This is a genomic window from Citrobacter europaeus (assembly GCF_037482245.1).
Taxonomy (GTDB): Bacteria; Pseudomonadota; Gammaproteobacteria; order Enterobacterales; family Enterobacteriaceae; genus Citrobacter; species Citrobacter europaeus.
The window spans coordinates 3,078,256-3,091,709 of sequence record NZ_CP148084.1; the positions used below are offsets into that span (position 1 = coordinate 3,078,256).

At 53.1% G+C, this 13,454-nt stretch carries 10 protein-coding genes; 3 read left to right on the top strand and 7 right to left on the bottom strand.

Going from position 1 to position 13,454, the window contains the following annotated elements:
• The first annotated feature begins 131 nt into the window (after window positions 1-131).
• A complete protein-coding gene (locus tag WHR59_RS14585) occupies window positions 132-716 on the top strand; it encodes a Maf family protein (protein ID WP_043015921.1) in 585 nt (194 codons plus the stop codon).
• Window positions 717-798: 82 nt separating this feature from the next.
• Here WHR59_RS14585 and rluC read toward each other — a convergent pair whose 3' ends face one another.
• A complete protein-coding gene (rluC, locus tag WHR59_RS14590) occupies window positions 799-1,752 on the bottom strand; it encodes a 23S rRNA pseudouridine(955/2504/2580) synthase RluC (protein ID WP_167394270.1) in 954 nt (317 codons plus the stop codon).
• A gap of 574 nt (window positions 1,753-2,326) precedes the next feature.
• Here rluC and rne point away from each other — a divergent pair.
• Window positions 2,327-5,605: a ribonuclease E gene (gene rne / locus WHR59_RS14595; RefSeq protein ID WP_338843202.1), complete on the top strand. Its 3,279-nt coding sequence runs from the start codon at window positions 2,327-2,329 to the stop codon at window positions 5,603-5,605.
• Window positions 5,606-5,651: 46 nt separating this feature from the next.
• Here rne and WHR59_RS14600 read toward each other — a convergent pair whose 3' ends face one another.
• The gene (locus WHR59_RS14600; RefSeq protein ID WP_338843203.1) at window positions 5,652-6,596 is read right to left on the bottom strand and encodes a LysR family transcriptional regulator; all 945 of its coding nucleotides are present in this window, start codon (window positions 6,594-6,596) and stop codon (window positions 5,652-5,654) included.
• Between the two features lie 96 nt (window positions 6,597-6,692).
• On the opposite strand from WHR59_RS14600, the gene WHR59_RS14605 reads away from it, so the two are divergent.
• Window positions 6,693-7,892 (top strand): MFS transporter, encoded by a 1,200-nt coding sequence (locus WHR59_RS14605; protein ID WP_338843204.1) that lies wholly within the window; start codon window positions 6,693-6,695, stop codon window positions 7,890-7,892.
• Between the two features lie 77 nt (window positions 7,893-7,969).
• Here the strand turns inward: WHR59_RS14605 and flgL are convergent, their stop codons facing one another.
• The 5 genes from flgL to flgH all read right to left on the bottom strand — a co-directional run bounded on the left by flgL (window position 7,970) and on the right by flgH (window position 13,419).
• Complete coding sequence (flgL, locus tag WHR59_RS14610) at window positions 7,970-8,923, bottom strand: flagellar hook-associated protein FlgL (protein WP_080625389.1); 954 nt, start codon at window positions 8,921-8,923, stop codon at window positions 7,970-7,972.
• Between the two features lie 14 nt (window positions 8,924-8,937).
• Entirely contained in the window at window positions 8,938-10,596 is a 1,659-nt protein-coding gene (flgK, locus tag WHR59_RS14615) for a flagellar hook-associated protein FlgK (RefSeq protein WP_087050399.1), read from the bottom strand.
• A gap of 64 nt (window positions 10,597-10,660) precedes the next feature.
• Complete coding sequence (gene flgJ / locus WHR59_RS14620; RefSeq protein ID WP_043015914.1) at window positions 10,661-11,611, bottom strand: flagellar assembly peptidoglycan hydrolase FlgJ; 951 nt, start codon at window positions 11,609-11,611, stop codon at window positions 10,661-10,663.
• Window positions 11,611-12,687 (bottom strand): flagellar basal body P-ring protein FlgI, encoded by a 1,077-nt coding sequence (locus WHR59_RS14625; RefSeq protein WP_338844082.1) that lies wholly within the window; start codon window positions 12,685-12,687, stop codon window positions 11,611-11,613. Before WHR59_RS14625 ends, flgJ begins: the two co-directional genes overlap by 1 nt.
• 33 nt (window positions 12,688-12,720) lie before the next feature.
• Entirely contained in the window at window positions 12,721-13,419 is a 699-nt protein-coding gene (flgH, locus tag WHR59_RS14630; RefSeq protein WP_043015912.1) for a flagellar basal body L-ring protein FlgH, read from the bottom strand.
• Window positions 13,420-13,454 lie beyond the last annotated feature (35 nt).

The window sequence follows — 13,454 nt, forward strand, 5'->3', positions numbered from 1 at the left end:
GCCAATAATTCGCACACATTGCGGGTCATCGACTTAAAATCGCTCAACACAAGCCATTACAGCCAGCTTGTAGGACGAAGTCCATAGTTTAAAATGGCTCTCATCAATACGCTATATGCGAGGGAAAAAATATGCCTCAACTTATTCTTGCTTCGACCTCTCCCTGGCGTCGCGCTTTACTGGAAAAACTGGCAATCCCGTTCGAATGCGCCGCACCAGAGGTTGACGAAACGCCGTTACCGGGTGAAGCTCCGCGACACTTAGTCTTGCGACTGGCGCAGAAAAAAGCGCAATCTCTCGCCCACCGCTATCCATCGCACCTTATTATCGGCTCCGATCAAATTTGTGTTCTTGATGGTGAAATAACCGGCAAACCGTTAACAGAAGAAAATGCGCGCCAGCAGCTACTCAAAGCCCGGGGCAATATTGTGACGTTTTATACCGGACTGGCGCTGTATAATTCTGCGACCGGACATTTACAAACTGAAGTTGAACCGTTTGACGTTCATTTCCGTCATTTAAGCGAAACGGAAATTGAAGATTACGTGCGCAAAGAGCGTCCGCTGCATTGTGCCGGTAGTTTTAAAAGCGAAGGGTTGGGCATTGCACTCTTTGAGCGCCTGGAAGGTCGTGACCCAAATACCTTGATCGGTTTGCCGCTGATCGCGCTGTGTCAAATGCTGCGCCGGGAAGAGATGAACCCGCTGAACGCCTGATTAATCTGCCTGATGGCGACGCGATGCGTCTTATCAGGCCTACGATGCATAACACGATTGCAGGCCTGATAAGCAACGCGCGTCAGGCTTTGCGGCGTAATACCTCGAGGCAGCGCTTCAACTGTTTATCCATCGGCGCTTCAATACGCATCACTTCACCGGTACCCGGATGCGTAAATTTCAACGCTGCGGCGTGCAAAAAGAGCCTGCTCAGCCCAGTATCCGCCAGTTGCTTATCGAACTCGCGGTCGCCGTAGCGGTCATCAAAGGCAATCGGATGTCCGGCATATTGGGTATGCACGCGAATCTGGTGCGTGCGTCCGGTCACGGGGCTACAGCGCACAAGCGTAGCAAACGCGTAGCGCTCTTCCACTTTAAAACGCGTTTCCGATGGTTTGCCTTCCTGATTCACCCGCACGATACGCTCGCCGCTTTGCAGGATGTTCTTTAACAACGGTGCCTGCACGTTTTTCACATGTGACTGCCACTGGCCTCGTACCAACGCGAGGTAGTCTTTCTGCATCCCTTTTTCACGCAGTTGTTCATGCAATGAACGTAAGGCTGAGCGCTTTTTAGCCACCAGCAACACGCCGGAGGTATCCCGATCGAGACGATGTACCAGTTCAAGGAAGCGCGCTTCCGGTCGCAGCGCACGTAAACCTTCAATGACGCCAAAGCTTAACCCGCTCCCGCCATGCACGGCCGTACCTGAGGGTTTGTTAAGCACCAGAATGTGGTCATCTTCATATAAAATGACATCGGTCAGCGCCGCGACCTTCTGCAAATTCGGTGAAATGGCCTCTTCTTCACGTTCAGCGACACGTACAGGTGGAATACGCACAATGTCCCCATCTTCGAGTTTGTACTCGGGTTTAATGCGTTTTTTGTTCACCCGCACTTCGCCTTTACGCAAAATGCGATAAATCATACTTTTTGGCACACCCTTGAGTTGGGTGCGCAAAAAGTTGTCGATGCGTTGCCCTGCTTCGTCGGCAGTAATGGCAACTGTTTTTACGGCTGGAGTCTCTGTTTTCATGGGGGCCGATTTTAAATAGCCATCAAGATTCGCGCCACACATTTTTCTATGCTTATATTAACTGCTATACCTTATTACTTAAGTTTGACATAGCCGATTTGGTGGTTATTAAAGCAATCACTACGCGGAAGTGAAAAAACTGTGAGTAACCGGGTGATAAATGGCAAAAGTCATCTTGCTATAACAAGGTTAGCAGTGGAATAATGAGGTTGTTTCCGTGTTGAATCTTGTTAAAACAAGAACTTTTCCGGAATGACCCAATTTTGCCCGACCGATCATCAACGCAGCAATGGCGTAAGACGTATTGATCTTTCAGGCAGTTAGCGGGCTGCGGGTTGCAGTCCTTACCGGTAATAAGGAAGCTTTTCTGGAGAGTAACACCCAGACTGTTCCCCTGATAATTGCGCTGTGTTTCCGTATGAAATACAGGCAACCGACACTCTGCGCCTCTTTGAGCTGACGATAACCGTGAGGTTGGCGACGCGAATAGACACGAGGCCATCGGTTCACACCCGGAAAGGCATTACTCTGCCCGCAGCTTAGTCGTCAATGTAAGAATAATGAGTAAGTTACGATGAAAAGAATGTTAATTAACGCGACTCAGCAGGAAGAGTTGCGTGTCGCCCTTGTAGATGGGCAGCGTCTGTACGATCTGGATATCGAAAGTCCTGGACACGAACAGAAAAAAGCCAACATCTATAAAGGCAAAATTACCCGTATTGAACCGAGTCTGGAAGCGGCTTTCGTTGATTACGGCGCTGAACGTCACGGTTTCCTCCCGTTAAAAGAAATTGCCCGCGAATACTTCCCCGCTAATTACAACTCCCATGGTCGTCCCAACATTAAAGATGTGTTGCGCGAAGGTCAGGAAGTCATCGTTCAGATCGATAAAGAAGAACGCGGCAATAAAGGCGCTGCGCTGACTACCTTTATCAGCCTGGCAGGGAGTTATCTGGTTCTGATGCCGAACAACCCGCGCGCGGGCGGCATCTCCCGTCGCATTGAAGGCGACGACCGTACCGAATTAAAAGAAGCGTTGGCAAGTCTGGAACTGCCTGATGGCATGGGGCTTATCGTGCGTACCGCAGGGGTCGGCAAATCCGCCGAAGCGCTGCAGTGGGACCTGAGTTTCCGCCTTAAGCACTGGGAAGCGATTCAAAAAGCCGCTGACAGCCGCCCTGCTCCGTTTCTGATCCATCAGGAAAGCAACGTTATCGTTCGCGCATTCCGTGACTACTTACGTCAGGACATCGGCGAAATCCTCATCGACAACCCGAAAGTGATGGAGATGGCGCGTCAGCACATCGCCGCGCTGGGTCGTCCGGATTTCAGCAGCAAAATCAAACTGTACACCGGTGAAATTCCGCTGTTCAGCCACTATCAAATCGAGTCTCAGATTGAGTCTGCGTTCCAGCGTGAAGTGCGCCTGCCGTCAGGCGGCTCAATCGTTATCGACAGCACCGAAGCGCTGACCGCTATCGATATCAACTCCGCACGCGCTACCCGCGGCGGCGACATCGAAGAAACAGCGTTCAACACCAACCTTGAAGCTGCCGATGAAATTGCTCGTCAGCTGCGTCTGCGCGACCTCGGTGGCCTGATTGTCATCGACTTCATCGATATGACTCCGGTTCGCCACCAGCGCGCGGTTGAAAACCGTCTACGCGAAGCCGTGCGTCAGGACCGAGCGCGTATTCAGATCAGTCATATTTCACGCTTCGGCCTGCTGGAGATGTCCCGTCAGCGTCTGAGCCCGTCTCTGGGTGAATCCAGCCATCACGTATGCCCACGCTGTTCCGGTACGGGTACCGTACGTGACAACGAATCACTGTCGCTGTCTATTCTGCGTCTGATCGAAGAAGAAGCGCTGAAAGAAAATACCCAGGAAGTTCATGCTATTGTTCCTGTGCCGATCGCATCCTACCTGCTCAACGAAAAACGTACCGCGGTAAATGCCATCGAAACGCGTCAGAATGGCGTGCGCTGTGTGATTGTGCCAAACGATCAGATGGAAACCCCGCATTACTCCGTACTGCGTGTACGCAAAGGGGAAGAAACACCAACCCTGAGCTACCTGCTGCCAAAACTGCATGAAGAAGCAATGGCATTGCCGACGGAAGAAGAATACGTCGAGCGTAAACAGCCAGAACAGCCGGCATTAGCTACCTTTGCTATGCCAGACGTGCCGCCAGCCCCTGCACCGCAGGAGCCTGCAGCGAAAGCCGCCGCGCCTAAAGCCGCAGCAGCGACCGCAGCCGTCGCCGCACAACCGGGTTTGATTAGCCGTTTCTTTGGCGCACTGAAGTCCATCTTCGGTGGCAGCGAAGAAGTGAAACCGGTTGAACAACCTGCACCAAAAGCTGAAGAGAAAACCGAACGCCAGCAGGATCGTCGTAAACCGCGGCAGAACAATCGTCGCGACCGTAACGACCGTCGTGATAATCGCGACAACCGTGGCGATCGTGATAACCGTAACGAGCGTTCAGAAAGCGGCGAAAACCGTGAAGATAACCGCCGTAACCGCCGTCAGTCTCAGCAGCAAAATGCGGAAGCGCGCGATAACCGCCAGCAGTCCGTTGATGTCGCCGACAAAGCGAAATCCGGTGATGAGCAGCAGGCTCCGCGTCGCGAGCGCAACCGCCGTCGTAACGATGACAAACGTCAGGCGCAGCAAGAAGTTAAAGAGCTGAACCAGGCTGAACAACCGGCGCAGGATACCGAGCAGGATGAGCGCGTACGTCAGCCTCAGACTCGCCGTAAACAGCGTCAGTTGAATCAGAAAGTTCGTTTTACAGATAGCCCGGCTGTTGAAGCTGAAGTGGTAACTGCCGCTGCGATCGCTGAAACGGCAGTCGTTCAACCAACTGAACAGCCAGCACCGGCACAGCGTACCGAACTGGCGAAAGTTGATCTGCCAGCCGTCGTTGCGACTGAGCAGGATGACAACAGCGAAGCGCGCGACTCAAATGGTATGCCGCGTCGTTCCCGTCGTTCTCCTCGCCATCTGCGCGTAAGTGGTCAGCGTCGTCGTCGTTATCGTGACGAGCGTTATCCGGTTCAGTCGCCGATGCCATTAACGGTCGCCTGCGCATCTCCAGAATTAGCGTCCGGCAAAGTATGGATCCGCTACCCTGTCGCTCGTCCTCAGGATCAGCAGGTTGAAGAGCAGCGCGAACAGGAAATGGTTCAGGAGCAAACTGCGACTGTGGCCGTAGAGCCTCAGGTTGCAGCTGCCGTTGAGCACATTGTGGACGCCCCGGCGTCGGTTGAAACCGTACAGCCAGAGGTGGTTAATGCCGAACCTCAGGCCGCCGCTGTTGAAACCGCACAGGTTGAAACCACGCATCCGGAAGTCATTGCTACTCCGGTCGAGGAACAACCGCAAATTATCGCTGAATCCGACGCACCTGTTGCCGAGGAAACCGTTGCGAAAGCCGAACCTGTCGCTGAAGTCGTGACTGCGCCGGTTGTCGATGCGCCTGCGGAAGTTGTTATTTCTCAGCCTGAAGTGGTTGAAGAGATCGCTGAGGTTGTGGAAACAGCGCCAGTTGTGGAAACCGCACCGGTTGTTGAAGAAGTTGCAGCACCGAAAGAAGTTGTTGCAGCACCTGTCGTCGAAGCCGCAGTCGTTAAGGCTGAAGTTGTCGCAACCAGCGTTGACACGGAACATCTTCACAGCCATGCAACCGCGCCGATGACGCGCGCACCGGCACCAGAGTATGTGCCTGAAGCGCCGCGTCATAGCGAGTGGCAGCGCCCGGCATTCGCCTTTGAAGGGAAAGGTGCCGCAGGTGGACACAGCGCCACACACCAGGCGACTGCGCCAGCAACACGCCCACAGCCCGTTGAGTAAGACGTAATCAACATCAAAGCCGACCTTCGGGTCGGCTTTTTTATACCTACTCTACGCGTTTCATCCCCGTTAGCTGCGGCATGACATCTTTCATTAACGCCAGAAACTTGCGTAATCGGGTGGGATAGTAACGCGCCCAGGGATAAACCAAATGTACAGGCAACGACGCCGCATGCCACTCGGGTAGCAGCGTAACCAGTCGTCCACGAGCAATATCCTCCTCGACCATCCAGCTTGAAACAATGGCCACACCCAACCCTGCCAGGGCGGCATTTCTTGCGACATAAATGCTGTCGGTGCTTAATCTGGGTGTAATATTCAGCGTAACAGGTTCATTACGTGGTCGATGCAGCAACGAAACGCTGTGCTGGTAAAATGTGTTCACTGCAATCCATGGCAGCGTTGATAACTGCTCCGGATGCGAAAGCTCGCTATATTGCTCAAGCAAAGCAGGATTCACTACCATGCTACGAGGAACCTCAGCCAGTAAAACCGAGACCGTCGCTGGATCAACCTCTGCCCCAACCCTGATGGCGCAATCAATATTATCGCTCAGGAAATCAACGGTTTTATCATTGAGCATCCACTCTACCGACAACTGCGGATAGCGCGAAAGAAACTGCAAAAGCGGTTCAAGAAGCTGTTGCTGCCCGAACGCATGCGGAGCACGTACTCGCAGCGTTCCCACCGGTTCATCCTCCGTAACATTGAGTCCATCTTCCAGCGCCAGCCAGGCATCAATAATATTCTTGGCATGCTGGTAGCCGCGTTCGCCGTCGTCGGTCAGTTTCATCGCATGCGTGGTGCGCATGATCAGTTTTACACCCAGCAGCGCTTCCAGGGATTGTAACCGTCGACTGACGGTCGCCTGCGTTGTCCCCATCTGCTTTGCCGCTGCTGAAAGCGACCCCGCCTCGACGATACGCACAAACGTGCGCATCAGCTCCACTCTGTCTATACGCTCAGTTTTTACCATTCCAAGTTTCTTCATACGTCTGACGTATAACTGTTTTACCACCGCGCTCGCTACCGCGCCACCCGCTGAAGGTTAAAAATAGCCGCACATCCTGTGATTGAGGAATCAACTGTGAACACACATACCGCCCTTACCCGTTGGGTTATTTTTGTACTGGCATCAGGCGCCGGATTCAGCGTGGCATCCATTTATTATGCCCAGCCGCTTCTGCCCTTAATGGGTCAGGATCTGGCCCTAAGCATCACCGGCATGGGGCTGGTTCCGACGCTAACCCAGGCGGGTTACGCGTTGGGGATTTTCTTTTTATTACCATTAGGCGACCGCTATGACCGTCGGACGCTAATCCTGTTGAAAAGCCTCGCGCTCGCCGTACTGCTTCTGGCCTGCAGCTTTACCGGCCAATTGCATTCGCTTTTACTGGTCAGCCTGTTGATGGGAATGGCGGCAACCATGGCGCAGGACATCGTTCCCGCTGCGGCAATTCTGGCCCCTGAAGGCAAGCAGGGAAAAACGGTAGGTACCGTGATGACGGGCCTGCTGCTGGGAATTTTACTTTCACGTACCGTTAGCGGGCTAATAGGTGAGGCGTTTGGCTGGCGCGAAATGTATCAACTCGCAGCCTTCAGCATTGCTGTGATTTCCACCATCATGTGGAAAGTGCTCCCTCGTTTTGCTGTCCATTCCACGCTGAGCTACCCGTCATTACTGCTCTCAATGGCGCAACTGTGGCAGCGGTATCCCGCATTGCGCCGCGCGGCGCTGGCACAAGGCTTTCTGTCTGTTGCCTTTAGCGCCTTCTGGTCCACGTTGGCAGTGATGTTATCTGAGCATTATCACATGGGTAGCGCTATGGCTGGCGCGTTTGGTATCGCGGGCGCGGCTGGTGCGCTTGCCGCGCCGCTGGCAGGCCATCTTGCCGACAAAGTGGGCGCAGCGAAAGTGACGCAGTTAGGTGCTTTGCTGGTAACAGTATCTTTCGCCCTGATGTTCCTGTTACCCGCCCTGCCAGTACAGGGGCAGTGGCTGCTTATTGCCCTTTCGGCGGTAGGTTTTGATCTCGGATTGCAATCCAGCCTGGTTGCCCACCAGAACCTGGTCTATGGCCTCGAGCCCCAGGCACGTGGACGCCTGAACGCGCTACTGTTTACAATGGTATTTATCGGTATGGCGTTGGGTTCGGTTCTCGGAAGTCAGGTCTACGCGCAGGCAGACTGGGAAGGTGTGGTTACGCTGGCAACGTTTAGCGGTGCGATTGCGCTGGTAATAAGATTAACGGGGAATCTGTCACTGAGAAAAACAACCGTGGCCTAAAAAAATGCCCGCTCCGGGGTGTTAAAGGAGCGGGCAGACAAACATATCCAGTTTCATGATATGTTCAAAAAAGGTCGTTACCGGTTAAGCTGGAACAGCGACATGCCCTGCATATCGGTAAACGTTTTGTACGATGCCTGCAGTGCAGCCTGCTGCATCACGTAGGACGAAATCGCTGCGTTCCAGTCAACATCCACCAGATTGCTCATCTGCTGAGTTTGACCCAGTGCACGATCGGCTCCCAGTGAATCCAGCGAGCTTAATTCGCTAAGCTGCGTGCCTAATTCCGCACGGACGCTCAACACATTATTGAGTGAATTCTTTAAACCACGGTTGGTTTTATCAATCGCCTCAGCGGCCTTTGCTTTCGCCACATCATCGCCTTCAATCGGCGTATTCAGGGCTGCAATAGCTGTATCCAGCATTACGAATAAGTTCGTTTCAGACTTGCTACCATCTGGCTCCGGAACCGCGTTGCTGGTCACCGAGTTAAAAATTTTATCTCCGGTATGACCAATCACCATTGACCGAGCGGCATCAACCTGTTGGGTGATATTTTCAGTTCCACCGCTATAAGTACCATCAGTCTGGGCAAATGGTGGAACTTCGGTTTTGTAGCCGCCAAAGATATAGCGACCATTACCGTCGGTACTGTTAGCCAAATTCATCAGTTGATCGCGGAGCCCTTGCAAATCAGTCGCTAACGATGCTCTGTTGTCATCACTCAATGTACCGTTGCCGGCGTTGACAATTTTTTCCTGCGCCGCGGTAATCGCGGTCGTCGCCCGGCTTAAAACGTTCTCTTCCAGTGACACTTTTTGCGTCGCGAAAGTACGCGCCAGCGTATATTGGCTGTTTTGCGCCTGAGCCTGAGAAAGCACTACAGCCTGCGAGGCGGCAATCGGATCGTCAGACGGGTTGATCACGCGTTTGCCCGTTGACATCTGCTCACCAAATTTTATCCATTCGGCCTGAGAGTTGGTAATGCCACGCATGTTCTGCTGGTACATCATCTGAGTACTAATACGCATTGAGTCCCTCTCCCTTAGCGAATATTCAGAAGCGCATCAAAGAGCGAATTTGCTGTTTGCAGCACTTGTGCGTTGGCCAGGTAATACTGTTGATAACGCTGCAAATTGCCGTACTCTTCATCGAGGTTAACCCCGGAAATCGACTGTTGCTGATTAGAAAGCTGCGTAACTACGTTGTTCTGGGTGGTGGCGCTGGTTTTCAGGGTAGCGGTTTTATTCCCGACATCGCTCACCAGCGTCGCGTACGCGTCATTGAAGGTTTTATTTCCGACAGTCGCTTTGGTTTGCAGATCCAACAATTTTTGGCCGTTACGGTTATCGCTTTTCCCTTTATCCTTATCTGGATCGATATCATTTTTGGATACTTCGGCCATGGCGATTTTCGACTCATCAGTCACAGCCACTTTCATATCAACAATGACATTACCCACTGGCTTCACCGTAAAGCTATCATTCGCTTTCGCTCCCGCCCCTACGGTTATCTCCAGCCCATCAAAGGACATTTTTCCACCAGTGACGGTCGCCTTAAAGCTGGTATTATCTGCAAGGCGAGTTACCTGCCAGTCAGTACCATCAAAAGTAATATTGTAATCAGTAGCCTGCACTGCTGAGCTATCAGTAACTTTTGCAGTTAACGACCCTGTCCCAGTATTTTTGGTATTACTGAGCACAGATGGACCGCCGATAGCAAAGAAGTCTTTACCAGCATCACCATTGGCATCAAAACCTTCTTTATGCTGCGTATTAAATGCATCGGCAAACGCCAGTGCCAGTTGCCCCAGCGTGTTACGCGTCTGGTCCAGCTCTTGAGAACGGAACGTCATCAAACCGCCCAATGAACCGGTATCAATGAGTTTTTCAGGAATTTCAACATTTCCGGCAACGCCATCAACATAGGCAACCGTAGTGCGTGTTGGATCGGCACTGGACGGTACTGCGGCCAGTTGGCGGGCGTTGCTGCCCTGTACCAGTGAATAGCCGTTCGCCATCGTTACGTTATAGGTGCCGCCATCCTGGACACTGACTTCAACGCCGACAAGTTTGTTCAGATCGCTAACCAGTTGGTCACGCTGATCGAGTAGATCGTTAGGCGATGCGCCCGCGCCAACGCCGGTCAGACGGGAAATCTGATCGTTGAGGCTGGCAATCTGCTTTGAGTAGTTGTTGATCTGATCTACGCTGGCTTTGATCGCAGTATTGACCTGCTTATCCTGATCGCGCAGATACTGATCGGTTGTTCTGAACTGATTCACTAAACCATCAGCTTTACCAATCAGTGCCTGACGCGCAGCCGGGTCTTCTGCATTACTGACCAGCGTCTGCAGGCTGGTAAAAAAACCCTGCATTGAGGTGGAAATTGAACTGGTTTTACTGGAAAGCAAATTGTCGATTTTCGACATTTGCTCATAGCGCGTTGTCAGGCCGCTGCTCTGGTTCTGCGCTGCACGCAACTGATTCGTGATAAAAGAATCATATTCGCGCTGTACGCCAGAAACATAGACGCCATTGCCAACCCAGCCCCCCGCACCCAGCGTGCTGTTCGCCTGCGCCATAATTGTCGTTTGGCGGGTGTACCCGGCAACGTTATAGCTGGAGATGTTATTACTGGCGGTATTCAACGCGGCCTGCGCTGCGCTGAGTCCACTCATCGCGTTATTAATCAAGCTGGACATGGAGGTTCCTTGTAATCCTTCAATACTCGTTATTATCGGCAGCAGGTCGGTAGACTTGAGCTATTTAAAAGAGATTATCGATGTTCGTGCTGTAGGTTTTGCTCACTTTTTCGCTCATCGATTTCAACTGCTGGATCATGTTGGTTAATTTACGCGCATAGTTAGGGTCAGTTGCGTAACCGGCATTTTGCAATGCCTGTGCGCCTTGCTCGGCTGTCGCGGCAGCGGTCACCGCCGCATAGCGCGGGTTACGCGATATCAGACCGACATAATCCGACAGCGCCTCCAGGTAAGAGCTATACACGCGGAATCTGGCTTTCACCTTTTTCGCCTCACCGTTTTCATATTCGGTAGTGGTGATTTCGGTGGTTGGGCCTTTCCAGCTTCCCGAAGCCTTCACGCCAAAAATGTTAAAGCTTGGTTCGCCATTTTCACGACGGATTTGTCGCTGCCCCCATCCGGACTCCAGCGCCGCCTGTGCCAGAATAAGATGATGCGGAACCCCGCTTTGCTGGCTGGCCAGCTTAGCTGGCAGCGATAGCTGGGCGAGGAAGTCTTTACTGTCACCTGACAGCGGCTCATCAATGCTTTCCGTCGCCCGGGGAATGGCTTTACGCACCAGTTGCGTCAGCGCCTGGTTTTGATAGCTGGTCACCGTTTCAAGCGAGAACTTCATTGGCACCTGCGGCGCGTCGTCTGCGGGTTGCGCCTGCCCTTCGGTCATCTGCTTAACCATCATTTCCGCCAGCCCCAGACCTTTACCTGCGGTCATCTGCTGCGCAATTTGTTGGTCATACATGCTGGTATACAAACGTGTCGAATCGCTGCTAAACACACCATCTTTCGGCAGCGCTTCACGCATGCTTTTCAGCATCATCTGCACGAACATCCCTTCAACCTGACGGGCGACCGGGCGGATATTCGCCGCCGGGTCCTGACCCGCTTTCGCTTTCAGTTCGTTCAGTGATTGCGCATCCCAGGCGGCGCTGGTCAGCAGTTTGCTGTCACCAATCATTAGATGATTTCCAGTTTGGCGCGTAAGCATCCCGCGCTCTGCATCGATTGCAGAATGGACATCAGATCCATCGGCGTTGCCCCCAGCGCATTAAGCGCACGTACGACGTTATTCAGGTTGGCGCTGGAACGCACGCTTTGCAGCGAACCACCGCTCTGGCGCAGATCGATCTGGGTTTGTGGCGTTACCACTGTCTGTCCACCACCAAACGGTGTATCCGGCTGGCTGACATTCGCCTGACGGTTTACCGTAATCGACAAGTTGCCTTGCGCCACGGCACAACTATCCAGCGTGACTTCGCGGTTCATTACGACGGATCCGGTACGCGAGTTGATAATCACTTTCGCATCCTGCGGCGTGACGTTGACCTCCATATTCTGGATGTCAGCAAGGAAACGGACCTGCGAACTGTTGCCGCTTGGCACGCGCACCTGAATGGTTCGGGCATCCAACGCTGTTGCGCTACCAAAGCCACGCGAGCGGTTAATGGTGTCGGTAATCTGCTGCGCCATCGTGAAATCTTCATTATTGAGCTGCAGATTAATGGTGTTACCGCCGCCGAACTGGCTGGGTAATTCACGTTCAATAATTGCGCCGTTAGTAATACGTCCGCCATTGAGCTGGTTAACCTGTACGCTACTGCCACCCGCAGCTGCGCCCGCACCGCCAACTAAAATATTCCCTTGCGCCAGCGCATAAACCTGGCTGTCGACCCCTTTCAGTGGAGTCATCAGCAGCGTGCCGCCGCGCAAGCTTTTGGCGTTCCCCATGGAAGAAACCACCACGTCAATCGTTTGCCCCTGGCGACCAAAAGCTGGAAACTGCGCGGTAACCATCACCGCCGCCACGTTTTTCAACTGCATATTGGTGCCGGTTGGCACGGTTATCCCCAACTGCGAAAGCATGTTGTTGAGCGTTTGCGTAGTAAACGGCGTCTGGGTGGTCTGGTCACCCGTACCATCCAGACCGACTACCAGCCCATAACCTATCAACGAGTTTTCCCGCACCCCCTGAACGCTGGTCAGGTCACGAATACGGTCAGCGTGCGCAATGGTGGCTATCAGCACCAGTACCATTCCAACTAAAGATTTAAACACTGGGTACCTCGCTTACATCGGCGACAAGTTAAGGAAGAAACGCTGCAACCAGCCCATATTCTGCGCTTCATTGATGTAGCCGTTGCCGACATACTCAATCCGCGCGTCCGCAACCTGAGTTGACGGTACGGAGTTGCTGCCACTGATGGTGCGCGGGTTAACGACCCCGGAGAAGCGAATGAATTCAGTGCCCTGATTAATGGCAATCTGTTTTTCACCCACGACATGTAAGTTGCCATTCACCAGTACCTGATCGACCGTTACGGTCAGCGTACCGCTGAAGGTATTGCTGGCGTTCGCGCCGCCTTTACCGTTAAAGGAGTTACCCCCTGACGCTTCTACGTCAGCACGTTCGTTACCGAACAGACCTTGCAGATAGCGCGGGACGGTATCAAAACCAAAGTTAGTCTTGCCGTCACGGCTGGCGTTAGCCGAAGAACTTTTGCTCGCGCTGACGTTTTCCTGCAATACGATGGTTAACGTATCGCCAATATTGCGTGGACGGCGGTCTTCGAATAGCGGCTGATAACCGTAGTTAATCGGCTGCGCCGACTGGAAGATTGAGCCATTCGCCACCGGCGTCGGACCGGGAACAGGCTGGGCAGACGTCGCGCCCTGCACGAGGGGTGTGGACGGGATCCAGGCGCATCCTGTCAGTGAAACCACCAGCAGGGCTAAAATTGGGTATGGGTGAAGCGCGTATTTTCGCATTGCGGTCATCTTCAAAATCAGTGTGCCGGTGAGGC

Coding starts and splice junctions, on each gene's coding strand:
- WHR59_RS14585 (WP_043015921.1), top strand. CDS start 132: ATGCCTCAACTTATTCTTGCTTCGACCTCTCCCTGGCGTCGCGCTTTA.
- rluC (WP_167394270.1), bottom strand. CDS start 1,752: ATGAAAACAGAGACTCCAGCCGTAAAAACAGTTGCCATTACTGCCGAC.
- rne (WP_338843202.1), top strand. CDS start 2,327: ATGAAAAGAATGTTAATTAACGCGACTCAGCAGGAAGAGTTGCGTGTC.
- WHR59_RS14600 (WP_338843203.1), bottom strand. CDS start 6,596: ATGAAGAAACTTGGAATGGTAAAAACTGAGCGTATAGACAGAGTGGAG.
- flgL (WP_080625389.1), bottom strand. CDS start 8,923: ATGCGTATTAGTACTCAGATGATGTACCAGCAGAACATGCGTGGCATT.
- flgK (WP_087050399.1), bottom strand. CDS start 10,596: ATGTCCAGCTTGATTAATAACGCGATGAGTGGACTCAGCGCAGCGCAG.
- flgJ (WP_043015914.1), bottom strand. CDS start 11,611: ATGATTGGTGACAGCAAACTGCTGACCAGCGCCGCCTGGGATGCGCAA.
- WHR59_RS14625 (WP_338844082.1), bottom strand. CDS start 12,687: ATGGTACTGGTGCTGATAGCCACCATTGCGCACGCTGACCGTATTCGT.
- flgH (WP_043015912.1), bottom strand. CDS start 13,419: ATGCGAAAATACGCGCTTCACCCATACCCAATTTTAGCCCTGCTGGTG.